We start from the raw sequence: 24253 nt of genomic DNA, 5'->3' as shown, positions 1-24253 counted from the left end.
CACAATAGAAGCCATGTTCGCGCCCGCCCAGATCACGCGAGACGACTTTATCTAGTACTTTCTTCCTATCTCTTGCTGAACCAGGAGCCTGAATGAAGAAGACTGCAACGGCGTTCACGACGGAACGCCGCCATCTGCTGGAAATCATCGATGGCCTGATCGAAGGCATCATCCTGCTGGATCAGGACAAGCGTATTGTCTGGGCCAACGACACCGCGCTGGCCATGCACGGGGTGACGAATCTGGCTGCGCTGGGCGGCACCGCCGCCGGCTACCGCAAGGCATTTGCGCTGCGCTATCGCAACCATCGGGCGCTGCGCGCGGCGCAGTATCCACTGGACCGCGCGCTGGCGGGCGAAGCCTACAAGGATGTGGTGGTGGAAGTGACCAGCCGGCGCGATCCGGCGTTAACCCGCATGCATCAGGTGCGCAATCTGGTGCTGCGCGATGCGCAGGGCGCCACCGAAGGCATGGTGCTGGTGTTGTTGGACGTGACCGAGCAATTCAACGCGGAAGAACGCTTCGAACGCACCTTCAACGCCAACCCCGCGCCCGCCGTGATCTGCTCGTTGGCGGACCTGCGCCACATCAAGGTCAATGACGGTTTTCTGGCCATGACCGGCTACACGCGCGAGCAAGTGCTGGGCAAGACGCTGCGCCAACTGGATGTGCTGGGCGATACGCCGCAGCGTGAAGACGCACTGCAGCGGCTGGCGGAAGGGGGGACCATTCCGCAAACGGAAACCATCATCGCCGTGCGGGATGGCGGCACCAAGCTGGTGGTGGTGGCGGGTCAGCCCATCGAAGTCGCGGAGCAGCCCTGCATGCTGTTCACATTCAATGACCTGGAAGCGCGCCGCAAGGCCGAAACCGCGCTGCGCGATAGCGAGCAGCGCTTCGCCACGGCGTTCCGGCTGGCGCCGGTGCCGATGACGCTGAGCACCACGGAAGGCGTCCTGCTGGAGGTCAACGACGCGTTCATCGCCACGACGGGCTATGACGCCAAGACATTGGCGCGCGACGAGGATGCGCTGGCGCAGTTGTGGACCGACCCGCAAGCCTACGACCGCGCCATGGGGTCGCTGGAACAGGGCGCCAGCGTGCGCAGCCAGGAAATGACGCTGCGCACGCGCGACGGTGCGCTGCTGGACTGCCTGGTGTCGGCCGCGCCGGTGTCCATCCAGAACCAGTCCTGCGTGCTGGCGGCGATCCAGGACATCACCGAGCGCAAGCGCAGCGAGGTCGAGCTGATGGAGGCCATCGAAACGGTCATGCAGGACACCTCCTGGTTCAGCCGGACCGTCATCGAAAAGCTGGCGCAGATCCGCGCCCCGCAAGGCGCGCCGCAGGGGCAGGGCGAACTGGCCGACCTGACGCCGCGCGAGCGCGAGATTCTGGGCCTGATGTGCCAAGGCCATACGGACGCGGAAATCGCGTCCAGCCTGCATTTGTCGCGCAACACGGTGCGCAACCACGTGGCCGCGCTGTACAGCAAGCTGGACGTGCACCGGCGCAGCGCCGCGATCATCTGGGCGCGGCAGCGCGGCATCGTGGGGTACGAAAAACCAGCGCGCAAGCCGGCGCAGACACAGGCGCAAAAGCCCGCGCAGAAGCGAACGCCGCCCCGCAAGAACCGGTAGAAAAGTACCAGCCCATCTGATGCGCGCGCTTCTTACGCGCGCGCCATGCGCTTCCTATAGTGGTTTCGTCCGCCGCCGGAGCCCCAGGCCCGTAGGCCTGTCCGGCGCGGTTTCACGCAACCTGAATCGAGGAGCGACACATGGACAACGACCGCATCAAGGGTGCTGCCAAGGAAGTCAAAGGCACCATCAAGGAAACGGCTGGCAAGCTGACCGGCAACCGCGACACGGAAGCCGAAGGCAAAGCCGAGAAAACCGTGGGCAAGGTGCAGCGCAACGTAGGCGAGGCCAAGGATCAGGCACGGGACTTGCTGAACAAGAAATAGCGCGGCTGCCTGTCGGCACCCCGCTATGCCCCTGATCGCCCTAAGGAGAAAAAAATGACTCGTCGAATCTGGCTTGCGCTGATGCTGGCAATAACCGCCATCTCGGCTGGCTGCAACACGATGGAAGGCGCTGGCAAGGACATCGAACGTGGCGGGGAAAAGATCCAGCAGAAAGCCCAGTAAGTCCCGTTCCGGTAGCCTGCCTTGACGGCCGGCGCGCCGATGGCGCGCCAGCCGTTTTTGCGTCTGCGTTTTGCGTCTGCGTTTTGCGTTTACGGCGCGCTTGCCACCAGGCGGCCCAGCAGGGCGTCGAAACGACCCAGCCGCGCGTACCGGGTCTGACCGCCCACCACGACCTCGCCCCCGGGCAAGTCGATCCAACTTTGGATGCCGCTATCCAGATCCAACGCGCCGTAGCGGATTCGAAGCGTCTGGCCCGACGCCGGATGCCAAAGCTGACCCAGGTCCAAGCTGCGATGCGGCGCATGCCAGTGGCCCAGCAACAGCCAACCGCCTTGCAATGATTGCAACGTCATGCCGCCGGCCGGCAGATGCTGCACTTTGTGTTCGTGAACCATGCCTTCGTCCAGGTTCGCGTGGCAAAGCCTGTCGTCCTCCAGCCACGCAATGGCACTGTCGCCCAAGGCCGAGGGATGCGAGATGTCGCCCGACAATGGGGCGGAGTAAGTCAACGCCAAGAGCTGGAGGCGGCCCTCGCGGAACTCCAGCAGTTGGCCACGGCACAGCACGCAACTGCGGCCGTCCGGCGTCTGGATGACGGCCGACCTGTCGCTGACGGGACGACGCTGCTGTGGCGCCGTGTGCAGCAGCGTCGGCTCCGCCGCGGCATCTCCTGTTTGCTGCGCGTAGCCCGGATAAAGAAAGACCATGCCGCGATCCACCAGCAGCAGATTGTCCCCCGCAAAACCCAGGCTGAACTCCGGCGTCCGGCGCTGCGCTTGCGCGGCACGCGGCGGCAATGGCGCGCCAGGTTGGTTTGAAGCCGGCAGGTTGACCTGGGCCGCATGCAATAGCCGCGCATAGGGTGTGCTGGACAGTCCGTCCGGGCCCTGCTCGATCCAGGCATGCGCGCCATCGGAATTGACGCACGAAGCCAGCAGGCCGCGCCGCGCTGGAAACTTGCCGGCGACCGCGCCCAGTACCGGCCATGCGCGCAGGTCGGTCAGCGTCGGAGTATCCCAGTCCGCCGTTATGGCGCAGGCCCATCCCGGCGCCACCACCACCAGATAGGGGATATCCAGATAATCCTCAGGACCGCACAGCGGGCCCGAGGCCGGCTTGGGCAGAGCAGCCAGGACGCCTGGCGCTGCGCCTTCCTGGCGATGCGCGACGGCCTGCCAACCCAACGCATGTATCCGCGTCTTGATGCCGTCCGCCTCGGCCTGTGGCACGACCAGCAGACGAATGGCGTCGTCCTCTTCGCGCTGTTCGATGAGCGCCAGCCCCAACGCCTCCAGCTCCTGGCCCAGCACGGGCAGGAAGTCGTCGGCGCGGTCGTCGCGCATGGCGGAGCGCAACAGGTCCAGGCGCGCGGACGCGAGCGCCGGATAGCGGACCGAGTAGAGTTTCCTGAGCGTGCCCAGCACATCAGACAGGGATATCTTCCAATCGAAGGAGACGGGCTGCTGCATCACGGCTCAGCGCGAGAAACCGCGCGCGGAAATCTCCCAGATGTCCTGCACCACCCCGTCCTTGAACACCACCAGGCCGTCATGCAGATTGAAGGTGGGATCCACGTGCGCGGGTACCAGGCGCAGCACGCTGCCCAGGGCGGGCGCGGCGGCGCCAGCTTCCACGCGCACCACGCTGTGCTCGTCATTGATGGCGATGCAGGTCAGGCCGGATTCGCCGTAGACGGCGGGCGGGCCGCATTCAGCCGAGGCCGACTTTAGGCCCGCGTCCAGCACCACGCGGTCAGGCGTCGGCGTGCTCATCACGGTGGACAGCAGGAACAGGCTGTTCTGGAAATTGAGCGGACCACCCCATTCGTTGGCGCCGTAATCGCCATCCATGAAGGCATAGGAACCCGCCTGCAATTCCGTATAGACGCCACTGGCCGCATCGAACTCCACGCTGCCCGTGCCGCCCCCGGTAATGGTGTCGCAGGCGATGCCGCTTTCGCGCAGCAGCTGTGCATAGGACGCGGCAATGCGCGCGGCCTGTCGGGATACCGTGGCGCGTTCTTCGCGCGTGCGGTAGTGCTGCACTGAACCGTGGTATGCCTGCAGCCCCGCGAAATTCAGGCCCGGCAAGGCGCGCGCCTGCTGCGCCAGCGCCAACACCGTGGCGTCGTCGGACACGCCGCAGCGGCCCTGGCCGACGTCGACTTCCACCAGCACGTCGATTTCAACGCCAGCCTGCACCATGGCGGCCGACAGTTGCGCCAGGTTCTGGGCGCTGTCCACGCAGACGCTGATCTTGGCGGCACGCGCCAGCTGACCCAGCAGCGTCATCTTGGCGGGGCCCACCACCTCGTTGCTGATATGGATGTCGCGGATGCCCGCGGCCACGAAAGGCAGGGCCTCGCTGACCTTCTGGCAGCAGATGCCGCGCGCGCCCAGGGCCACCTGCCGCAGCGCGATCTGCGGGCATTTGTGCGCCTTGGCGTGCGGCCGCAAGGCCACTTCGTGGCGGTCCGCCCAGGCTTGCATGGCGCGCAGGTTGGCGTCGAAGGCCGTCAGGTCCAACGCCAGGCTGGGCGTATCGACGCGGGCGAGGGGATCGCCCGGCTGGGCGGCGGGGGGCAGCGCTATGCCGCGTATGACTTCCTGGGACATCTTGGCAACTCCGTTATCAGCACTGCAGGGATGTAACCGCACACATAACCAAAGCGGGACCACCCATAACCTTGGGCGATGTCACCCCCTGGAAAACGATAGCCCTGTAATCATTGGCTACAGGGGGTGGGCATGACAGAATTTCATCATAAAGAAAGCCCCCGAGGGGAGGCGCGTTTTTGCCGGTGCCGCGATGCGTTCCGGCAAAAACGAAACAACATTCATACCGTCAGCAAAATCACGGAGAAGCCCGCATGAAACTGAAGCACTGGATCACCACCCTGACCCTCGCGGTTGCCGCCGTCGGCGCCGTCGGCACTGCGCAGGCGCAGCAATTCTTCCGCATCGGCACCGGCGGCACGGCCGGCACTTACTACCCGATTGGCGGCATCATCGCCAACGCGGTGTCCCAACCGGGCAAGCTGGTCGCCACGGCGGTTGCCTCCAATGGGTCGGTGGCGAACATCAACGGCATCATGGGGGGCTCCTTCGAAGCCGGCTTCACGCAATCCGACGTGGCTTTCTGGGCCTACAGCGGCACCGGCACCTTCGAAGGCAAGCCCAAGGCCCAAGACCTGCGCCTGATCGCCACGCTGTACCCGGAGAGCATCCACTTGGTGGCGCGCAAAGGCGCAGGCATCAAGAGCGTGGCCGACCTCAAGGGCAAGCGCGTGTCCATGGACGAGCCGGGCTCCGGCACCCTGGTCGACGTGCGCCTGATCCTGGGCGCCTACGGCATGACCGACAAGGACATCAAGGCCGAATACCTGAAGCCTAACCAGGCGGGCGACAAGCTCAAGGATGGCGGACTGGATGCATTCTTCTTCGTGGGCGGTGCCCCCGCAGGCGCCATCGCCGAACTGGCGTCCAGCGGCGCCGGTATCGAAATCGTGCCGTTGGTCGGCCCCGAGATCGATGCGCTGCGCGCCAAACAGGAGTTCTTCACTCCCGACACCATCGCGGCCAATACCTACCAGAACGTGGGTGAAGTGAAGACCATTTCGGTCAACGCACAGATGGTCACCTCGGCCAAGCTGCCGGAACAAGTGGTGTACGACGTCACCAAGGCCCTGTACAGCGACGCCACCCGCAAGACCCTCGATAACGGCCACGCCAAGGGCAAACTCATTACCCGCGACAACGCGATCAAGGGCGCCGGCATTCCGTTCCACCCGGGCGCCGAGAAGTTCTACAAGGAAATTGGCTTGCTGAAGTAGGCCCACCCCCGAGGCGCCTGCGGCGCCCCCCCTCAAGGGGCGCCGCAGTGGACCGGCAGAGCCGGATCCACACGGCCGCGCTGGGGGCGATGAGGTAATGCGGCCGACGTGCCGCGTGGCGCGGGAGCCAAATTGAAGTGCGTATGCCTGCGCTGCAACTGAGTAGGGCCGCCATGAGCGGCCCTGCTTGTTGAATCATCCTGAGAATCACCGCGATGGAAATAGATCACGAAAAAACCCAGCAGTTGGCGGAGAAATACGACTCGGAAATCCGCTTCCGGCCGCTGGACAAGACAGCTACCTGGATCGTCTCCGGCCTGTTGGTCACGCTTTCGATCTTCCACTACTACACGGCTGGCTTCGGCCTGCTGCGCGAGGCCACGCACCGGGGGGTCCACCTGGCCTTCGTGCTGAGCCTGATTTTCCTGGTCTTTGGTTTTTCCAAGTCGCATTACACGCGCGAGCCCAAGTCCACCTGGTACGCACCCGGCGGCATTCCGCTGTACGACTGGATCATCGCGATCGCACTGGCCCTGTCGGTGCTGTATATCCCGTACATCTTCGAGGATCTGGCCTTCCGCGTCGGCAATCCGCTGCCCATTGACGTGTTCATGGGCTCGATCCTGCTGATCGGCCTGCTGGAAGCGACGCGGCGCGCCATGGGCTGGCCGTTGCCCATCATTGCGCTGGTATTCATGGCCTACGCCATGTTCGGTCCGTATTTCCCTGGACTGCTGCAACACGCGGGTAATAACTGGTCCCAGATCGTCAACCACATGTACCTGACCAGCCAAGGCGTGTATGGCGTGGCGGTGGGGGTGGTGGCGACCTATGTGTTCCACTTCGTGCTATTCGGCGTGCTCGCGACCCGCATTGGCCTGGGACAGCTGTTCCTGGACGTCGCTTCCACCATCGCCGGACGCTATGCCGGCGGCCCGGCGAAGGTATCGGTGTTCGGCTCGGCCATGTTTGGCATGCTGTCGGGCTCGTCGGTAGCCAACGCCGTCACGGTGGGTTCGCTGACCATCCCCGCCATGATCCGCATCGGCTACCCGCGACACTTCGCTGCTGGCGTGGAAGCCGCCAGCAGCACGGGCGGGCAGATTACCCCGCCCATCATGGGCGCCGCGGCCTTCCTGATGATCGAATTCCTGGGCATTCCGTACCAGCAGATCGCGATCGCGGGCATCTTCCCGGCCTTCCTGTATTTCTTCGGCATGTTCATGCAGGTGCACTTCGAGGCCAAGCGCGAGGGCCTGCGCGGGCTCACCGAAGAAGAAATGCCCAAGCTCAAGCAATCGTTCAAGATGCGCTGGCCCACGCTGATCCCGCTGATCCTGCTGATCGGCGTGCTGGCCAGCGGCCGCACACCCTACCTGGCGGCGTTTGCCGGCATCACGGGCTGCATCATCGTGGGCCTGCTGAATCCGTTCCAGCGGCTGCGCTGGCGCGACCTGTACGAAGCCTTCGAAACCGGGGCCAAGTACGCGCTGGCGGTGGGCGCGGCGGCGGGCACGGTAGGCATCGTGATCGGCGTGGTGACGCTGACGGGCGTGGGCTTCAAGATCTCGTACATCGTGATCTCGGCCGCCCAGGCGATCGCAGGCGGCGCGGCCACGGTGATTCCGGACGCCATCGCCAATATGCAGACGCTCACGCTGATCGCGGCGCTCATCATGACCGGTATCGTCTGCATCCTGATGGGTTGTGGCATTCCCACCACTGCCAACTACCTGATCATGGTGGCCGTGGCCGCCCCCACGCTGGTCCAGCTGGGGGTGCAGCCCATCGCAGCGCACTTCTTCGTGTTCTATTTCGGCATCCTGGCGGACATCACGCCACCCGTGGCGCTGGCGGCCTATGCGGCGGCCGGCATGGCGGGCAGCGATCCGTTCAAGACGGGCAACACGGCCTTCAGGCTGGGCATCACCAAGCTGATCGTGCCCTTCGTGTTCGTGTTTTCGCCGTCATTGCTGATTTCGGTGCAGGGCTTCACCTGGTACGACTTCTTCGTCACGCTGTTTGGCTGCATGGTCGGCCTGGTGCTGCTGTCGGCGGCGTTCTCGCGCTACATGCTGGTGGGCATGAAGAGCTGGGAGCGCTGGCTGTGCACCATCGGCGCCTTGCTGACGATCCTGCCGGGCCTGACCAGCGGCCTGGTCGGGCTGGCGATCTGCATCCCGGTCTTCATGCGCCAGCTGGCGCAACTGAAGCTGGAGAACGCGCCCAAGACCGCTTGACGGATCCAGCCGCATAAAAAAAGGGGCGGACCCCAAAAGTCCGCCCCTTTTTATGTTGAATCATGAATATTGGCAGCATTTAGGGCGAAAATGCGGACCTGTTGCGGCGGGGTGACGCCATACAACATTCCACCTTCCGGCCGGTTGCCCGGCCCTATAAATCAGCGTAAAGTAAAATTCATGTTTGCTGGTCTGCCGATATGCGGGCCGACTGTGCAAACAGGCACAAAACTGCGCCATATGTTCGATATCCTGGTTTATCTGTACGAGAATTACTACACGCCGCAAGCCTGTCCTGCGGCCGACGTGCTCGCAAAGCGGCTCGCCGCCGCCGGTTTCGAGCACGAAGACATCGACGACGCGCTCGGCTGGCTGTATGGCCTGGCCGAAACCACCGAACGTTGCGTCGATCTCGCCCAGGCTCCCGCCACTGGCACCCGGATCTACACCGACAACGAATATCAGCAGCTCGGCACCGAATCCATCGGCTTCATCGCCTTCCTGGAATCGGCGGGCGTGCTGCCCGCGCCGCTGCGCGAGATCGTCATCGACCGGGGCTTGGCTTCGCCCGAAACGCCCGTGCCGCTGTCCAAGATCAAGATCATCGCCCTCATGGTTCTCTGGAGCCAGGAAGCCGAGATCGACAATCTGGTCCTGGAAGAGCTGCTGGACGAAGACGGCACGCGCTTGCTGCACTGACCGGCATCTCCGTCGCTTGATGCCGCTTGCCCATACCCGCGCGCAATGCCGCGCGGGCGTCCCATCGTGATTTACGTCGGCCGCTTTGCCCCCAGCCCCAGCGGCCCGCTGCATGCGGGCTCGCTGGTTGCCGCGCTGGCCAGTTGGCTGGACGCGCGCGCCCAGGGCGGACGCTGGCTGCTGCGCATCGAAGACGTGGACACGCCGCGCACGGTGCCGGGCGCGGCCGAGGTCATCATGGGCCAGTTGAACGCGCTGGGCCTGGTCTGGGACGGCGACATCATGTGGCAGTCGCGCCGCGGCGATGCCTACCAGGCCGCCTTCGACTCCCTGATGGCACAGGGCCTGACCTACGGCTGCGGCTGCACCCGGCGCGAAATCGCCGATTCGGCGCTGCGCGGCCAGACCTCCCCCGGCGCCGACGGCGAGCGCCCATATCCCGGCACCTGCCGCCACGGCCTGCCGGAAGGGCGCCAGGCCCGCGCCTGGCGCGTGATAATGCCAGACGGCGTGGAACATTTCGTGGACCGCTGGCTGGGACCGCAGGAACAGAACGTGGCGCAGGCCGTAGGCGACATCGCCTTGCGGCGGGCCGACGGCCTGTGGGCCTACCAGTTGGCGGTGGTGGTGGACGACGCCGCGCAAGGCGTGACCGATGTGGTGCGCGGCGCGGATCTGCTGAGCTCCACCGCGCGCCAGCGCGTGCTGGGCCGGCTGCTGGGGCTGCAGCCCGTGCGCTACCTGCATGTGCCGCTGATCCTGGACCCCGCCAGCGGCCTGAAACTGTCCAAGCAGAACGGCGCCCCGCCCATCGACACCAGCGCGCCCCTGGCGGCGCTGATAGCCGCCTGGCGTGCCCTGGGCTTCGGCGCCATCGACACCTCGGACCCCAGCCATTTCCTGCGCGAAGCCACCGCGCAGTGGGCGCGGCGCTTCCCGTTGCCCGCCGCTACAGCGGCTTGAGGTCCTGGTCCAGCATCCGGACGAGCAGCGCCTCGCCGTTTTCCGCCACGCGCAACTCGCCGTATTTGGCGACCTGATAACGCTCGGCCTGGCCTTCCGGGAAGAAATAGGCGTTGGTCACGATGCGCACACTGTTGTCACGGATGCGGTAACGCAATGGCACTTCCGTCTCGGTATGCGGATGCGTGTCCGGCTGAATGCGTAGGGGCTGGCCCACGCCGCGTGCGTCAGTCACCAGCATCACGTAGCCATCCGGCTCGTAGCCCATGACCGATTCCTCGGCCTGGGGACGTTCGCCCCCCAGCCGCAAGCGCGTGACTTCCCGGCTGGCCGCGAAGTTCAGCGCCATGTAGTCCCCCTGCATGAGCGACCGGGGATCCACGGGCGCCAGTTCCAGAATGACCACCTTGCCCGAGGCCAGCAGTTTTTCGCGCTGCCAGATGCCGCCGTTGGCGACCGCGAGCACCAACGCCAGACCGCCCAGGATGGCCAGCGTGCGCCAGCGCAACGGAGCCGACACCGGCGGCAATGGCGCGCGCCGGCTGGGCGGCAAGGTGCGCATCAGGCGCGGCACCAGCCACACCATCGCGCGCAGCACGAAGAGCAGCAACGCGGCGCCGCCCAGCCACAAAGCCTTTTGCAGCAGCGGCACGTCCAGCTGGTAATAATAGACACCCAGATAAGCCAGCAGGCTGATCACCCCGAAGACGACCACGCGCGACTGGTTCAACCCGAAGCCCAGCAGCAGCCAGGCCAGCGCAAAGCCGACGCCGGGACTGGGCAGCCAGAACAACGACAGGATCAGCAGGCCGATCGGAACGCCCCAGGTGACGCCCGGCGTCAGCATGTGGCGGCGCGGCCAGAGCACCGCGAAGGCAGCCGCCACGGGCAACAGCGCGCCAGCCGCGACGAGCACCGCCGTATGTGGATTCAGCTGCCACATGGCGGGCAGTTGCTTGATGGAGATACCGCTAGCCAGCCACACCATGCCTTGCACCGAAAGCAGGAACGCCCAGCCCAGCGGTTGCAGCGCATGCGCGCGCTTGCCGCCCAGGCGGTGGCTGACGGTAAAGATGACGGCGGTGGCCCAGGCCCCGGTCACGGCGATCGGCAGCCACAGGAAGGTGGCGCGCAAGGCATCGAAGGCCATCCAGGCGTCCAGCAGGTCCTCCTGGCCCAAGTCGGGCGACAGGACGCGCCAGATCAGGCCCGCCCCCGCCGCGGCGATCAGCAGGCCGCTCAGGAAGCGCAGGATGACGTCGGGGCCCACGGCGTAGATCGTGGCGGCCATCAGCAGCACGAAGACGCAGGCGCTGGCGAACGAGGTCGAACTGGACAGCCCGAAGATGATGAGGATCTGCCCGGCGAAGGCCATGGCCGTGCCGCACTGGCGCCAGAACGGGCCGGCGTCGCTGCGCAGCACCGCCACGCCGGCCGCGCATAGCACCAGCCCGGCGACCAGCGCGCCGCCTTCCGTGGTGATGAAGCCCGAAAAGGCGATGAACACCAGCAGCAGCAAGGTCGACAGCCAGGCGCTCAGGCCCAGCAGGCATTGCACATACCAGGGGGGATCCGACTGCGGCGTCGGCGTGGGGGCAAGTTGCGCCACGGGCGCACCGGTATCCGCCGGGTCCACCGCATTGCCGGCCGAAGCCGCGGCGGGCTCTGCGTCCGCGACGGGCGCCACGGCCGCCTGCGGATCGCCGGCCAGCCGGCGCAGCCAGCGCGCGGCCCAGACGGCTTCGGCCATGAGCAGCGCCGCCAGCGGCAACGCAGCCCACACGCCGGGTTCCAGGCGCAGCAGCCATTCGCCCGCCACCCGCAGCGACACGCAGATGACGCCGGCGGCCAGCATGGCCAGAATGACCAGGTCGCGCCGGCCCTTCTGATAATAGAAGCCCAAGCCCAGGGTCACCGCGACCCAGGCGATGCCGTTATAGAGGCCCAGGCCGCGGCCCAGAAAGTCGCCAAGCATCTGGGTCACCACCAGCGCGCTGATCGCCAGGGCGGCCAGGACCCGCGGCCCGACCAGGGTGCTGGCGCGCCAGCGGCGGGCAGCCAGCTCCCAGCCCAGCAGCAGCACCAGGTTCAAGCCGGCCATCATCAGGCCGGGCACGCCCGGGCCGCCCAATATCAGCATCCAGGAGAACACCCGCTCGCCCAGCCACAAGGCCACGGCCACATTCAGCACCAGCGCCCACAGCAGCCAGACGGCCTGGCTGCCGGCGGCCAGCGCCCAGGGCAGCAGCAAAAGCGCCCACCAGGCGAACAGCTCCCAGGTATCGGCGCCGGTCTGGTAAGTTTGGCCTAGTAAAGCGAGAAGTGCGCCGAGCAGAATGCCGGCCAGGGCAAGCAGGGCGCCTGGTATGGTGCGCCGCACGCCGGGACTGGCCCGCAGGCGCAATCCGGCCCAGGCGGCGGCCAGCGCGCAAACCGCCAGCAGGCCCTGAACGCCGGCGAAGCGCTGCACTTTTGTCATGTCCTGCCAGTTGGCGGCAACCCAGCAAACCGCGGCGCTGCCCAGCAGCAAAACGCCTAGCCAGAGGGTGCTGCGCGCCAGAAATTGACGCCAAGCGTGTAGTTCGGATCCCGCTTGTCTTTCAGTGCCGACTTGCATCTGGCGAATCTCCGATCTTATTATCCGCGCTACTACGGCGGGACTGCCGCCACTGGATACACATGAATAAAACGCTGATTATTGCCGAGAAGCCCTCGGTAGCCCTCGATATATCACGCGCCTTGGGAGGCTTTGCGCGCGAGGGCGACTATTTTGAAAGCGAACGTTACGTACTTGCGTCGAGCATCGGCCATTTGCTCAGCTTGGTCGCGCCCAACGATCCGGTCAAGGGGAAGTGGAGCTTCACGCATCTGCCCGTGATTCCGCCTGAGTTCGAACTGGGGCCCACCGACAAGAAATCCGCCGAACGCCTTAAGCTCCTGGTCCGCCTGGCCAAGCGCAAGGACGTCGACGCCATCATCAACGCCTGTGACGCGGGGCGCGAAGGCGAACTGATCTTCCGCTACATCATTCAGTATGCGGGCGTGAAAAAGCCGATCCAGCGCCTCTGGCTGCAGTCGATGACCCAGGCCGCCATCCGCGAAGCCTTCGCCAACCTGCGCGACGACGTGCAGCTCAAGCCGCTGGAGGCGGCCGCGCGTTCGCGCGCAGAGGCCGACTGGCTGGTGGGCATCAACGGCACGCGCGCCATGACCGCCTTCAACAGCAAGGACGGTGGCTTCTTCAAGACCCCGGTCGGCCGGGTGCAGACGCCCACGCTGGCCATCGTGGCCGAGCGCGAGGAACGCATCCGCCGCTTCGTGCCGCGCGATTACTGGGAAGTACGCGCCCAATTCGTGGCGGCCGCCGGCCTGTACGAAGGCCGCTGGATCGACCCGGACTTCAAGAAAGACGAACGGGACCCCGAAAAGCGAGAATCCCGCCTGTGGTCGCAGGCCGCCGCCCAGAGCGTGGTCGCCGCCTGCCGCGACCAGCCGGGCCACGTCACCGAGGAATCCAAGCCCTCGACCCAGATGTCGCCGGCCCTGTACGACCTGACCTCGCTGCAGCGCGAAGCCAACGGCCGCTTCGGCTTTTCGGCCAAGACCACGCTGGCCCTGGCACAGACCCTGTACGAACGCCACAAGGCGCTGACCTACCCGCGTACCGATTCGCGCTACCTGCCCGAGGACTACATCAACACCGTCAAGGAAACCATGCGCGCCCTGGCGCAAGGCGGCTCCAACGCGGTGGGCGGCCTGGCCCGCCACGCCGGCACGGTGGTGAGCGAAAACTGGGTCAAGCCCAACCGCCGCATCTTCGACAACAAGAAGGTGTCGGACCACTTTGCCATCATTCCCACGCTGCAGATCCCGCACGACCTGAGCGAAGCCGAGGCCAAGCTGTACGACCTGGTGCTCAAGCGCTTCCTGGCGGTGTTCTTCCCCGCCGCGGAATACCGCGTCACCACGCGCATGACCGAAGTGCAGGGGCACCGCTTCCGCACGGATGGCAAGGTGCTGGTCAACCCCGGTTGGCTCACCGTCTACGGCAAGGAAGCCCAGGGCGAAGACGCCAACCTCGTGCCCGTGGCGGACGGCGAGACCGTGCGCACCGAGGACGTGGAGGCCGTCGGCCTCACCACCAAGCCGCCGGCGCGCTTCAACGAAGGCACGCTGCTGTCGGCCATGGAAGGCGCGGGCAAGCTGGTGGACGACGAGGAGTTGCGCGAAGCCATGTCCGAGCGCGGCCTGGGCACGCCTGCCACGCGCGCCGCCATCATCGAAGGCCTGCTCAACGAAAGCTACCTGCGCCGCGAAGGCCGCGACCTGGTGCCTACCGCCAAGGCCCGCCAGCTGATGACGCTGCTGTCCGGCCTGGACGTGACCGAACTGACCTCGCCGGAACTGACGGGCGAATGGGAACACAAGCTCAAGCAGATCGAGCAGGGCGGTCTGGGCCGCGAGGCCTTCATGCGCGAAATCGCGCAGATGACCCAAGTCATCGTCAAGCGCGCCAAGGAATACGAGCGCGACACGGTGCCGGGCGACTACGCCACGCTGCAAACTCCTTGCCCCAAGTGCGGCGCCGTGGTGAAGGAGAACTATCGCCGCTTCGCCTGCACCGCCTGCGATTTCTCCATCGGCAAACACCCGGGCGGCCGCACCTTCGAGCTCCCGGAAGTGGAAGAACTGCTGGCCAAGCGCGAAATCGGTCCGCTGCAAGGCTTCATCAGCAAGATGGGCCGTCCCTTCGCCGCCATCCTGCGCATCAGCGACGAATACAAGCTGGAGTTCGACTTCGGCCAGAACGACGAAGACGACACCGAGGCCGTGGACTTCTCGGGCCACACGCCGGTGGGCAAATGCCCGAAGTGCCAGTCGCGCGTGTTCGAGCACGGCATGAGCTACGTCTGCGAGAAATCCGTCGGTCCCGAAAAGACCTGCGATTTCCGTTCGGGCAAGGTCATCCTGCAGCAGGAAATCTCGCGCGAGCAAATGGAAAAGCTGCTGACCGATGGCCGCACCGACTTGCTCGACGGCTTTGTGTCCAGCCGCACGAACCGCAAGTTCAAGGCCTTCCTCGTCCGCCAGCCGGACGGCAAGATCGGTTTCGAATTTGAGCCGCGCCCTGAAAAGCCGGGCCGCGCGCCGGCTAAATCGGCGGCGAAAACCGCGACCAAGACCGCCGCCAAGAAGGCGCCGGCCAAAAAGGCCGCAGTGAAGAAAACCGCAACCAAGACCGCCACCAAGACGGCCACGAAAACGGCCGCCAAGAAAGCTGTGAAAAAGGCTGCGCCGAAGAAGACCGCCGCATAACGCGCGAGCGGCGCCTTGCGCGCCGGCTCCCGTCATTCGCGCACAACGCCCGGGCAACCGGGCGTTTTCCATTGTTGGACGCCAGTTGCTGGGGTATTGTCTACGCCAAACAGCTGCAACCAGACCTATCCCGAGGATGACATGAGCAACAGCCCCGACTTCACCACCCGCCGCCGTGTGCTGGCCGCCGCAGGCGCCCTGGCCGGCATCAGCCTGGTCAATGGCCGCGTCGCGTTCGCGCAACCCAAGCTGGGCCGCGTCGTCTATGGCCAGGGCAGCATCGACCCGTTCTTCGCCGCCGGCTATGTCGCGCTGAAGAAGGGCTATTTCGGTGAAGGCGGGCTGGAAGTCGAATACCTGAATTCGCAGAGCGGTCCGCGCACCAACCAGTTGCTGGCCGCGGGCCAGATCGTGTTCGGCGCCACCGCCGCCACGGCCGCTCCCGCGCTGACCCTCGCGGGCAAGCCCGCCACGCTGGTGTTCGGTTTTGACCGCAAGCTCACCTATGCCAACGTCATCGTGCGCCGCGAGGACTTCGAAAGCGGCAAGATCAAATCCCTGAAGGACCTGGCGGGCAAGCGCGTCGGCGCCACGCAGCCGCAGTCCAGCACCTGGCTGATGGCGTTGTACCTGATGCAGAAGGCTGGCGTGGCCGACAAGGTGGACATCCGCCCGCTCGGCGATCTGGCCACCATGCTGGGCGCGCTCAAGACGGGTTCCGTGTCTGCCAGCATGGCCACCATGTCCATGATGGAACAGGCCAAGCAGGAAGGCTGGGGCGTGCCCATCTTCGATGCCACCACCGAAAGCTCGTGGAACGAGTTCATGGGCGGGGACGTGCCCGGTATCGCGGCCCTGACCTTGCAGGACACCATCCAGAAGCGCCCCGAAGTGGTGCAGGCTTTCGTGACCGCCCTGGTCCGGGCCCAGGACTTCATCAGCGCCAACAGCGCGGCCGCCGTCACCGACGCCATCTACGACGACTATCTGAACGCCTTCCCGCGCGCGGCCATCGAAAAGACGCTGGGCGTCTACAAGGAAACGGTGTTCCTGAAGGACAACATCATCACCCAGGACGCCTATGACCGCATGACGGCCATCATGGGCGACGGCCGGCAATTCTCCAACGATGAGCTCAAGACCGTGCCCTACGACCGTTGCGTGAACATGAGCTTCGTGCGCCGCGCCCGGGGCCTCTGATGATCACGCTGGACAAGGTGGGCAAGGCCTACCAGACGCGCCAGGCCACCACCCACGCGGTGGGCGAGGTCAGCCTGACGATCCCGGAAGGCGAGTTCGTTTCCATCGTGGGGCCGTCAGGCTGCGGCAAGAGCACGCTGCTGAACATGATCGCGGGTTTCCTGCGTCCCACCACGGGCACGATCCGCGTGGACGGCAATATCGTAGATGGGCAGGTGCCGCCGGCCCTGGGCTATATCTTCCAGAAGGACACCCTGCTCCCCTGGTTCAGCGTAAGGAAAAATGTGGCGCTGGGCCTGAAGTTCCAGGGTGTGTCCGCTGACAAGATCGAGCGCCGCGTGGCCGAGCTGCTGGAAATGGGCCACTTAAGCCAGTTCGCCGACGCCTTTCCGCATCAACTGTCCGGCGGCATGCGGCGGCGCGTGGCGCTGCTGATGAGCCTGGCGGTGGAACCCCGCATCCTGCTGCTGGATGAGCCCTTCGGCGCGCTGGACACGCACACCAAGACGCATCTGCACCGCGAACTCATCGAGATCTGGCGCAAGCTGGGCCAGACCATCGTCATGGTCACGCACGACCTGGACGAAGCCATCCTGCTGTCGGACCGCGTGGTGGTGCTTTCCGGGCCGCCCAGCCGCGTGCTGCTGGACGAGCGCATCGAGATCCCGCATCCCCGCGACGTCTTCACGCTGCGCGAAACGCCGCAGTTCGTGACTCACGTGCAAAGCCTCTGGAGTGTGCTGGGACAGCAGTTCCGCGCCGCCGCCTGAACCGATACGCGTCATGACCCCGACTTATTCCGCCGACTCCCTGCAGGACCAGCTGCGGCTGGACCGCCGCGCAAGCATTGCGCGCCGGCTGCGCATCACGCTGTGGCAAGTGCTGATTCTTGCCTTCATCCTGGGTTCCTGGGAAATACTCACGCGCATCCCCTGGTTCGCCCAGAACACGCTGTTCGATCCGTTTTTCATCAGCCAGCCCTCGCGCGTGGCGGTCAGGCTATGGGAATGGCTGCAGCCCGGCCCGCGCTCGGTCTGGCCGCACCTGTGGCTGACCCTGCAGGCCACCATGGTGGGGCTGCTGGTGGGCGTGGGCAGCGGCTTCGTGGTGGGCATGACGCTCAGCCGCAGCCGCTTCCTGGCCGACGTGTTCAACCCATTCATCGTGGCGTTCAACTCGATGCCGCGCATCGCCTTCGTGCCGCTCATCACGATGTTCTTCGGGCTGGGGCTGGCCTCCAAGGTGGTGACGTCGTGGTTCGTGGTGTTCTTCCTGGTGTTTTTCAATACCTACAAGGGCGGGCGCAGCGTGGAACGCGAACTGGTGGATTTCTGCCGGACGCTGGGCGGTTCGCCGCGCCAGATCCTGTGGCGGGTCCGCATCCCGACCGCGGCCGCGTGGACCTTCGCCGCCTTGCCAAACGCCATCAGTTTCGCGTTGATCGGCGTGGTGCTGGCGGAGTTCGTTGGATCGACCACGGGCATGGGCTACCTGATGATTACGGCACTGGCGACCCTGAACGCCACCGACATGTTCGCGGCGGTAACGCTGCTGTCCATCGTGGGCATCGCGCTGGTGTATTGCGTGACCTGGCTGGAGCGCCGGCTGCTGCACTGGGCGCCCGAGTTCCGAGAAGGCTGAGGACCACTGACATGAACACGCTACCGTATCTGCGCAACTTCGACCTGACGGGGCAAGTCGCCCTGGTGACCGGCTCGGCCCGCGGGCTGGGTTTCTGCATTGCGCGCGCGCTGGCCGGTTGCGGCGCGCGCGTGCTGATCAATGGCCGCAACACCGAGGCCGTCGCCGCCGCGGCGAGCGAACTGGTGGAGGCAGGCCTGGACGCGCATCCGCTGCCTTTCGACATCAGCGACGATGCCGAAATGGAGCGCGCCTTCCAGCACATAGACCGCGAGCACCGTCGCCTGGACATCCTCGTGAACAATGTCGGCGCACGCAATCGGAAGACCTTGCGCGACACCAGCCCCGCCGAGATCCGCGAACTGATCGACACCGACCTGGTCGCGGGCATGCTGCTCGCCAAATTCGCTGCCGAGCGCATGATGCGGCAGGGCAACGGCCGCTTGATCGCGATCACGTCGGTGGTGGGCGAGTTGGCGCGCTCGGGCGATGCGGTCTATCCGGCGGCCAAGCAAGGCCTGACTGGCATGATGCGTGCGCTGGCGGCGGAGTTCGGCCCGCATGGCATCACCAGCAATGCCATCGCCCCGGGCACCTTCGCCACGGAAACCAACGCGGCTATGGTCGCGGACCCGACAGTCGGGCCGCGCGTCGCTACGCGCAACCCGCTGGGCCGCTGGGGCGAACCGGAAGAAATCGCCGGGGCCGCCGTGTTCCTGGCCTCGCCCGCGGCGTCGTACGTGAACGGTCACGTGCTGGTGGTGGATGGCGGGCTGTCCATCCAGTTCTAGGGCATTTCTGCTTGGATTGTTGACCTGTGGTGTTGTGAGGTCGGGGTTCTCAGGCCGCCGGCGTCCGGACTGCGGGATTCCAATGCTCGCCCCAATGGGGCTGCGCTTCGGATCCCTCCGCCCGGCCTCCGGCTCACGGCATCTGCCCCATGAGCGAGCGTCAAGGCCATCGGCATCTGCCCATGAGTCATGGGCAAAACAATGGCATGAGGCCGCTGTCAGCCGAGGACCCCGGAGCCATCCGAAGCGCAGCCCCATGGGGGCGAGCATCGGAATGGCGCAGGGCAGCCTCGGCGGCTAAAGAACCCCGGACAGAAACAACCCCGACACTCCACCGCACCGTCTGATCAGGTCGTTTCGTCCTGGTACCAGACGCCTTCGGCCAGCATCATCTTCTGATGCCCATGCCCGGCGGGCATCATCGGGAAGCAGTTCTCCTGCGCGGTGACCGCCACATCCAGAAAGTAAGGGCCGTCATGCGCCAGGCACTCGGCCAGCGCCTCGTCCAGCTTGGCGGGGTCGTCCACTCGGGCAGCGCCCCAGCCGAACGCTTTCGCCAGCGCCACAAAATCGGGCAGCGACGCGTTGTAGCTGTGGCTGTAGCGGCCGCCATGGATCAGTTCCTGCCACTGCCGCACCATGCCCATGTAGCCGTTGTTGCACAGTACGACCTTGACGGGGGTCTGGTGCTGCATGGCGGTGGACAGTTCCTGGATGTTCATCAGCACAGAGGCGTCGCCGCTGACGCACACCACGGTCTTGTCCGGATGGGCGACCTGCGCACCGATGGCAGCAGGCACGCCATAGCCCATGGTGCCGGCGCCGCCCGACGTCAACCAGCGGTTGGGTTTGTCGAAGCGCAGGTATTGAGCGGCCCACATCTGATGCTGGCCCACGTCGGTGGAAACGATGGCGTCCCGGTCCGACAGCGCGGCATTCAGGCGCGACATCAGGTGCTGCGGCAGGATCGCATCGGCCGCCGGGGTATAGCCCAGGCAGTCCTGGGCGCGCCAGGCGTCGATGCGCTTGTACCAGGGCGCCAGGCGCGCCGCGTCCAGAGGCTCGTCGCCCAGCTCTGCCCGCAACGCGCGCACCAGCGGCAGGCAATCGCCCACCAGCGCCACATCCACGCGCACCACCTTATTGATTGAGGCGGGATCGATGTCGATGTGGATCTTGCGCGCATGCGGGCAGAATTCCGACAGCTTGCCCGTGATGCGGTCGTCGAAGCGGGCGCCGATGCAGACCACCAGGTCCGCGTTGTGCATGGCCAGATTGGCTTCAACCGTGCCGTGCATGCCGAGCATGCCGACGAACTGCGGGTTGGACGCGGGAAAGGCGCCCAGGCCCATCAAGGTCAGGGTGCAAGGCGCGCCGGTGTGGCGCACCAGGTCGGTAAAGGCCTCGCAGGCTTCGGGGCCGGCGTTCACCAGGCCGCCCCCGCCGTAGAAGATGGGCCGCTTGGCCTGGGCAATCAGTGCGGCGGCGCGGCGCACGGCCGATTGCGGCAACTTGGGAGCCAGCTTGCCAGCCTGGCGGCGCGCGCGCAGCGCGGCCAACTTCTGCTGCGAAGGCAAGGCCAGCGCATCGTCGTCCGCGTCGCGCGGCACGGCCAGCTGCACATCCTTGGGGAAATCCACTAACACAGGGCCGGGGCGGCCCTGCCGGGTCAGTTCGAAGGCGCGGGCCACCACGCTGGCCACGTCATCCACCGAGCGGACCTGGGTATTCCACTTGGTCACCGAACGCGAGATGCCGATGGCGTCGCATTCCTGGAAGGCGTCGGTGCCGATGGCCGCCGTGGCGACCTGGCCGCTGATGCAAAGCACCGGGATCGAATCGCACATGGCGTCAAGCAGGCCGGAGGTGGTGTTGGCCATGCCGGGACCCGACGTAACGAAGACCACGCCCGGGCGGCCCGTGCTGCGCGCATATCCTTCAGCGGCATGGACTGCGGCCTGTTCGTGGCGCACCAGCACGTGGCGCAGGCGCGGCTCGGCGTAGAGCGCGTCGTACAGCGGCAGCACCGCGCCGCCGGGATACCCGAAAATGGTATCCACACCGCACGCAATCAGCGTATCGAGCAGAATTTTCGCCCCGTTGTCGGCGGGGCGTTCAGTAGCGGCAAGCGCGGCGGCGGCGGTGGGGTGCAGGCGATCGTTCATGCTATCTATCTTATTCGTAGATCGGAAGAATATTTATCTTCTTTTCCACGAATAACCGATAGACGGAGTAAATTTATCTTTGATTTTAAGGAATCAAAGAAAATGAACCTGGACAAGTTTGATCTCGCCATACTCAAGGTGCTGCAGGACAACGCGCGCGCCAGCCTGAACGACATCGGCGCGGCCGTCGGCCTGTCGTCCACGCCCTGCTGGAACCGCATCAAACGCATGGAAAGCGCCGGCGTGATCCGCGGCTATACCGTGGACATCGACCCGGCCAGCCTGGGCTTCATGGACACGGTAATCGTTCACGTCACCCTGGAGAGCCACAGCGAGGAGACGCTGTACGAGTTTGGCCGGGCGCTGGCGCAGATTCCCGAGGTCCTGGAAGCCTTTCTGGTCTCGGGCGACTATGACTATTACATCCGTATCGCCGTGCGCGACACCCGCGACTACGAGCGGCTGTTGCGAGAACAGCTCTACCGCATTCCGGGGATTCGCCACAGCAAATCCTGCTTCGTGCTGCGCCGGTTAAAGGAAACCAAGCTGCCGTTGACGGGTCTGGCGGAATAAGCGTCCTTCAGCGCAGCACGAAATCCACCGGGACGGCGGGCTCGGGCAGGGGCCGCACGCCCAGGCCTTCCAGCAGGTCGATTTCAATAACACGGGCCAGCGCCGACAGCGGCAGGTCGTTTTCGTCGTTACCGAACGGGTCTTCCAGTTCGTCGCCCACCGCATCCAAACCGAAGAAGGTGTAGGCAACGATGGTGACCGCCGCCGGCATCATGTAGTCCAGCGTGCCCACCAGGCCAAAGGGCAGCAGCAGGCAAAACAACCAGGCCGTGCGATGCAACAGCAGCGAATAGGCAAAGGGCGAAGGCGTGAACTTGATCCGCTCGCAGGCGGCCTGGATCGCGGCACAGGCGGCCACGCGGTGGGTCAGGGCCTGGTACAGGATGTCGGTCAGCTCGCCGCGCCGCAGACAGGCCGCCAGGTCGCGGTTGATGGCCATGAGCAGGGCGTCGGGCACGTTGCGGCAACCGGCCAGGGCCTCGGCCTCGTCCTGCTGCACCCAGGGCCGCGCCGCGACGGCCATATCCTCTTGCCGCAGCCGCGCCGCCAGCGCATAGCCGAAGCCGATGCAACGGCGCACGATGCGCTCCTGCACCGGATTGGCGGTGCTGGCCGCCAGCAGCACCGCGCTTTCTCGCGCCAGGCTGCGCGCCTGCACGATCAATTCGCCCCATTGCTTGCGCGCTTCCCACCAGCGGTCGTAACAGACGTTGTTGCGAAAGCCCATGAACACGGACAGGGCCAGACCGAACAACGAAAACGGCACCGCCGACAAGTGGGCGGGCGAGAACCATTCACGGTGGAACATCCACACCACGAAGCACGACAGCGCGGTGATGACCAGGATGCGGCTGAGGATTCGCGGGACGATGGAGCCGCGCAAGATAAAGAACAAAGCCAGCGCGGAAGGACGCGGACGGACAATCATGGTGTTAACCAGGAGGAACAAGGCGGCGCACACTATACGCCTATCAAACCGTCAAATAGGCGTCGATATAATTCTGTTTCGTCTCACCGCCACTTCCATCGAGCAATGACCAACGAAGACACCCCGATCAAGCCCTGGTATGTTGTCCGCCGCTCCAAGCTGCACGGCAACGGCGTCTTCGCCGCGCGCAAGATTCCCGCGGGTACGCGCATCATCGAGTACGGCGGCGAGCGCATCAGCGCCAAGGAGGCCGACCGCCGTCACCCGACCAATCCGGACGACCCCTTCCATACCTTCTTCTTCGCGCTCAGTACCGGCCGCGTGATCGACGGCGGCGACAAGGGCAACGACGCCCGCTGGATCAACCATTCCTGCCAACCCAACTGCGAAGCGCAGGAAGGCAAGCACGGCAAGCGGGTCTACATCGTCGCGCTGCAGGACATCCCGCGCGGCACCGAATTGTCGTACGACTACGGCCTGGTGCTGGACGGCCGCATCACCAAGAAGCTGAAGGAAGGCTACCGCTGCCTCTGCGGCACGCCGCCGTGCCGGGGCACCATGCTGGCGCTGCCGGCCAAAAAGAAGAAGAAAGAAAAGGCCGACAAGCCCGAAGACGCGGAAACCGCCGAAGCCATTGCCTGATCGGTGCGGGGTCGGACCCCGCCACCGCTGAAAACCCCAGGCGCAGCACGCGTATTGCCGGCTCCGTTCCAGACAGGCGTACAATTCCGCAGGTCGTTAACACGACATGCAGTACGTCTTCAGGGCGGGGCGAAATTCCCCACCGGCGGTATGCCATGCAATGTGGCGAGCCCGCGAGCGCCCGGCGTCCTTTATGGATACCGGGGTCAGCAGATCTGGTGAGATGCCAGGGCCGACGGTCATAGTCCGGATGAGAGAAGATGTGCCGGCACAACCCCGGTAGCACCAGGCGCCTTTGCGCCTGGACTGCCGTATTGCGTTCGGCTGTCGAGTAGCCCTGAAACGTTTTTCGCCCCTATTAACTTGCGAGAGCGTTTCAAATGTCCAACGTTACCCTTACCCCGCAGTCTCCCATCCCCAGCCTGGCTTCGCAGCCCTTTGCCGCCCGCTTGCAGCGCGCCCTGCATCATCTGCGCCTGGGCCGCCCGATCATCCTCATGGACGACTTCGACCGCGAGAATGAAGCCGACCTGATCGTGGCCGCCGACAAGCTGACCGTGCCCGTCATGGCTCAGCTGATCCGCGACGGCAGCGGCATCGTCTGCCTGTGCCTGCCCGGCGAAACCCTGGACCGGCTGGAACTGCCGCCCATGGTCCAGCGTAACCAGAGCCGCTTTGCCACCGCGTTCACCGTGTCCATCGAGGCGCGCGAGGGCGTCAGCACCGGCGTGTCGGCCGTGGACCGGGTCACGACCATCCGCGCCGCCATCTCGCCCACGGCGCAAAGCGACGACATCGTCAGCCCGGGCCATGTGTTCCCGCTGCGCGCCCAGCCGGGCGGCGTGCTGACCCGCCGCGGCCACACCGAAGGCTCGGTGGACCTGGCGGTGCTGGCAGGCCTGCGCCCGGCCGGCGTGCTGTGCGAACTGATGAATGCCGATGGCACGATGATGCGCGGCGCGGCCCTGGAGCGCTATGCCGCCCAGCACGGGCTGGTGGCGTTGACCATCGCCGAACTGGCCGACCATCTGCAACAGCTGAAGGACGGCCAGGCCGAAGCGATCGACGACGAAGTGCTGGAGATGGCCGCGACGGTCTGATCCGCGGGCAGGCG

At 65.6% G+C, this 24253-nt stretch carries 20 protein-coding genes and 1 riboswitch; of the genes, 15 read left to right on the top strand and 5 right to left on the bottom strand.

Annotated elements, in window-relative coordinates; genetic code table 11:
• Positions 1-92: 92 nt before the first annotated feature.
• From CEY08_RS06050 to CEY08_RS06040, 3 genes are all read left to right on the top strand, one after another.
• A complete protein-coding gene (locus CEY08_RS06050; protein WP_076816905.1) occupies positions 93-1640 on the top strand; it encodes a helix-turn-helix transcriptional regulator in 1548 nt (515 codons plus the stop codon).
• Positions 1641-1780: 140 nt separating this feature from the next.
• Positions 1781-1966, top strand: coding sequence for a CsbD family protein (locus CEY08_RS06045; RefSeq protein WP_042795802.1), 186 nt, complete (start codon positions 1781-1783; stop codon positions 1964-1966).
• A 54-nt stretch (positions 1967-2020) separates the two neighbouring features.
• The gene (locus CEY08_RS06040) at positions 2021-2149 is read left to right on the top strand and encodes an entericidin A/B family lipoprotein (RefSeq protein WP_042795803.1); all 129 of its coding nucleotides are present in this window, start codon (positions 2021-2023) and stop codon (positions 2147-2149) included.
• Positions 2150-2238: 89 nt separating this feature from the next.
• On the opposite strand, the gene CEY08_RS06035 is transcribed toward CEY08_RS06040, so the two are convergent.
• Both CEY08_RS06035 and CEY08_RS06030 read right to left on the bottom strand, forming a co-directional pair.
• Entirely contained in the window at positions 2239-3618 is a 1380-nt protein-coding gene (locus CEY08_RS06035) for a DUF6630 family protein (protein ID WP_076816903.1), read from the bottom strand.
• 6 nt (positions 3619-3624) lie between these two features.
• A complete protein-coding gene (locus CEY08_RS06030; protein ID WP_063639156.1) occupies positions 3625-4764 on the bottom strand; it encodes a DSD1 family PLP-dependent enzyme in 1140 nt (379 codons plus the stop codon).
• A 254-nt stretch (positions 4765-5018) separates the two neighbouring features.
• Here CEY08_RS06030 and CEY08_RS06025 point away from each other — a divergent pair, with 254 nt between their 5' ends.
• The 4 genes from CEY08_RS06025 (at position 5019) to gluQRS (ending at position 9883) form a co-directional block, all read left to right on the top strand.
• Positions 5019-5981, top strand: a complete 963-nt coding sequence (locus CEY08_RS06025; protein WP_063961590.1) for a TAXI family TRAP transporter solute-binding subunit — start codon at positions 5019-5021, stop codon at positions 5979-5981.
• A gap of 215 nt (positions 5982-6196) precedes the next feature.
• The gene (locus tag CEY08_RS06020) at positions 6197-8221 is read left to right on the top strand and encodes a TRAP transporter permease (RefSeq protein WP_076816901.1); all 2025 of its coding nucleotides are present in this window, start codon (positions 6197-6199) and stop codon (positions 8219-8221) included.
• A 240-nt stretch (positions 8222-8461) separates the two neighbouring features.
• Positions 8462-8920: a Smg family protein gene (locus CEY08_RS06015; protein ID WP_042795808.1), complete on the top strand. Its 459-nt coding sequence runs from the start codon at positions 8462-8464 to the stop codon at positions 8918-8920.
• A gap of 45 nt (positions 8921-8965) precedes the next feature.
• A complete protein-coding gene (gene gluQRS, locus CEY08_RS06010) occupies positions 8966-9883 on the top strand; it encodes a tRNA glutamyl-Q(34) synthetase GluQRS (RefSeq protein WP_076816899.1) in 918 nt (305 codons plus the stop codon).
• Here gluQRS and CEY08_RS06005 read toward each other — a convergent pair.
• Complete coding sequence (locus tag CEY08_RS06005; protein ID WP_063639153.1) at positions 9870-12500, bottom strand: GDYXXLXY domain-containing protein; 2631 nt, start codon at positions 12498-12500, stop codon at positions 9870-9872. The two genes, gluQRS and CEY08_RS06005, sit on opposite strands and share 14 nt — an antisense overlap.
• 62 nt (positions 12501-12562) lie before the next feature.
• On the opposite strand from CEY08_RS06005, the gene CEY08_RS06000 reads away from it, so the two are divergent.
• The 5 genes from CEY08_RS06000 to CEY08_RS05980 all read left to right on the top strand — a co-directional run bounded on the left by CEY08_RS06000 (position 12563) and on the right by CEY08_RS05980 (position 18831).
• Complete coding sequence (locus CEY08_RS06000; protein WP_063639152.1) at positions 12563-15199, top strand: DNA topoisomerase III; 2637 nt, start codon at positions 12563-12565, stop codon at positions 15197-15199.
• 141 nt (positions 15200-15340) lie between these two features.
• Positions 15341-16399 (top strand): ABC transporter substrate-binding protein, encoded by a 1059-nt coding sequence (locus CEY08_RS05995; protein WP_042795812.1) that lies wholly within the window; start codon positions 15341-15343, stop codon positions 16397-16399.
• Positions 16399-17169 carry an ABC transporter ATP-binding protein gene (locus CEY08_RS05990; RefSeq protein ID WP_042795813.1) on the top strand — a complete coding sequence of 257 codons (771 nt, stop codon included), beginning with the start codon at positions 16399-16401 and terminating at the stop codon, positions 17167-17169. The genes CEY08_RS05995 and CEY08_RS05990 overlap by 1 nt, the downstream gene beginning before the upstream one ends.
• A 13-nt stretch (positions 17170-17182) precedes the next feature.
• Positions 17183-18040 carry an ABC transporter permease gene (locus CEY08_RS05985; protein ID WP_042795814.1) on the top strand — a complete coding sequence of 286 codons (858 nt, stop codon included), beginning with the start codon at positions 17183-17185 and terminating at the stop codon, positions 18038-18040.
• Between the two features lie 11 nt (positions 18041-18051).
• Positions 18052-18831 carry an SDR family oxidoreductase gene (locus CEY08_RS05980; RefSeq protein ID WP_042795815.1) on the top strand — a complete coding sequence of 260 codons (780 nt, stop codon included), beginning with the start codon at positions 18052-18054 and terminating at the stop codon, positions 18829-18831.
• Positions 18832-19178: 347 nt separating this feature from the next.
• On the opposite strand, the gene ilvB is transcribed toward CEY08_RS05980, so the two are convergent.
• Complete coding sequence (gene ilvB / locus CEY08_RS05975; protein WP_088607614.1) at positions 19179-21005, bottom strand: biosynthetic-type acetolactate synthase large subunit; 1827 nt, start codon at positions 21003-21005, stop codon at positions 19179-19181.
• Positions 21006-21098: 93 nt separating this feature from the next.
• Between ilvB and CEY08_RS05970 the strand changes: the two genes are divergently transcribed.
• The gene (locus tag CEY08_RS05970; protein ID WP_013390823.1) at positions 21099-21569 is read left to right on the top strand and encodes an Lrp/AsnC family transcriptional regulator; all 471 of its coding nucleotides are present in this window, start codon (positions 21099-21101) and stop codon (positions 21567-21569) included.
• 7 nt (positions 21570-21576) lie between these two features.
• On the opposite strand, the gene CEY08_RS05965 is transcribed toward CEY08_RS05970, so the two are convergent.
• A complete protein-coding gene (locus tag CEY08_RS05965; protein ID WP_076818070.1) occupies positions 21577-22497 on the bottom strand; it encodes a bestrophin family protein in 921 nt (306 codons plus the stop codon).
• A 105-nt stretch (positions 22498-22602) separates the two neighbouring features.
• On the opposite strand from CEY08_RS05965, the gene CEY08_RS05960 reads away from it, so the two are divergent.
• Both CEY08_RS05960 and ribB read left to right on the top strand, forming a co-directional pair.
• Positions 22603-23139 carry an SET domain-containing protein gene (locus tag CEY08_RS05960; protein WP_076816896.1) on the top strand — a complete coding sequence of 179 codons (537 nt, stop codon included), beginning with the start codon at positions 22603-22605 and terminating at the stop codon, positions 23137-23139.
• Positions 23140-23250: 111 nt separating this feature from the next.
• A riboswitch (FMN riboswitch) is annotated at positions 23251-23405 on the top strand.
• A gap of 114 nt (positions 23406-23519) precedes the next feature.
• On the top strand, positions 23520-24239 hold the full coding sequence (ribB, locus tag CEY08_RS05955; protein WP_063961595.1) for a 3,4-dihydroxy-2-butanone-4-phosphate synthase: 720 nt from the start codon (positions 23520-23522) through the stop codon (positions 24237-24239).
• Positions 24240-24253: the final 14 nt, after the last annotated feature.

The organism is Achromobacter insolitus, from assembly GCF_002209555.1.
Lineage (GTDB): Bacteria > Pseudomonadota > Gammaproteobacteria > Burkholderiales > Burkholderiaceae_B > Achromobacter > Achromobacter insolitus.
The sequence above is the reverse complement of the archived record's forward strand: the minus strand, read 5'-3'. Positions and strand labels throughout refer to the sequence as shown.

Coding starts and splice junctions, on each gene's coding strand:
- CEY08_RS06050 (WP_076816905.1), top strand. CDS start 93: ATGAAGAAGACTGCAACGGCGTTCACGACGGAACGCCGCCATCTGCTG.
- CEY08_RS06045 (WP_042795802.1), top strand. CDS start 1,781: ATGGACAACGACCGCATCAAGGGTGCTGCCAAGGAAGTCAAAGGCACC.
- CEY08_RS06040 (WP_042795803.1), top strand. CDS start 2,021: ATGACTCGTCGAATCTGGCTTGCGCTGATGCTGGCAATAACCGCCATC.
- CEY08_RS06035 (WP_076816903.1), bottom strand. CDS start 3,618: ATGCAGCAGCCCGTCTCCTTCGATTGGAAGATATCCCTGTCTGATGTG.
- CEY08_RS06030 (WP_063639156.1), bottom strand. CDS start 4,764: ATGTCCCAGGAAGTCATACGCGGCATAGCGCTGCCCCCCGCCGCCCAG.
- CEY08_RS06025 (WP_063961590.1), top strand. CDS start 5,019: ATGAAACTGAAGCACTGGATCACCACCCTGACCCTCGCGGTTGCCGCC.
- CEY08_RS06020 (WP_076816901.1), top strand. CDS start 6,197: ATGGAAATAGATCACGAAAAAACCCAGCAGTTGGCGGAGAAATACGAC.
- CEY08_RS06015 (WP_042795808.1), top strand. CDS start 8,462: ATGTTCGATATCCTGGTTTATCTGTACGAGAATTACTACACGCCGCAA.
- gluQRS (WP_076816899.1), top strand. CDS start 8,966: ATGCCGCGCGGGCGTCCCATCGTGATTTACGTCGGCCGCTTTGCCCCC.
- CEY08_RS06005 (WP_063639153.1), bottom strand. CDS start 12,500: ATGCAAGTCGGCACTGAAAGACAAGCGGGATCCGAACTACACGCTTGG.
- CEY08_RS06000 (WP_063639152.1), top strand. CDS start 12,563: ATGAATAAAACGCTGATTATTGCCGAGAAGCCCTCGGTAGCCCTCGAT.
- CEY08_RS05995 (WP_042795812.1), top strand. CDS start 15,341: ATGAGCAACAGCCCCGACTTCACCACCCGCCGCCGTGTGCTGGCCGCC.
- CEY08_RS05990 (WP_042795813.1), top strand. CDS start 16,399: ATGATCACGCTGGACAAGGTGGGCAAGGCCTACCAGACGCGCCAGGCC.
- CEY08_RS05985 (WP_042795814.1), top strand. CDS start 17,183: ATGACCCCGACTTATTCCGCCGACTCCCTGCAGGACCAGCTGCGGCTG.
- CEY08_RS05980 (WP_042795815.1), top strand. CDS start 18,052: ATGAACACGCTACCGTATCTGCGCAACTTCGACCTGACGGGGCAAGTC.
- CEY08_RS05970 (WP_013390823.1), top strand. CDS start 21,099: ATGAACCTGGACAAGTTTGATCTCGCCATACTCAAGGTGCTGCAGGAC.
- CEY08_RS05965 (WP_076818070.1), bottom strand. CDS start 22,497: ATGATTGTCCGTCCGCGTCCTTCCGCGCTGGCTTTGTTCTTTATCTTG.
- CEY08_RS05960 (WP_076816896.1), top strand. CDS start 22,603: ATGACCAACGAAGACACCCCGATCAAGCCCTGGTATGTTGTCCGCCGC.
- ribB (WP_063961595.1), top strand. CDS start 23,520: ATGTCCAACGTTACCCTTACCCCGCAGTCTCCCATCCCCAGCCTGGCT.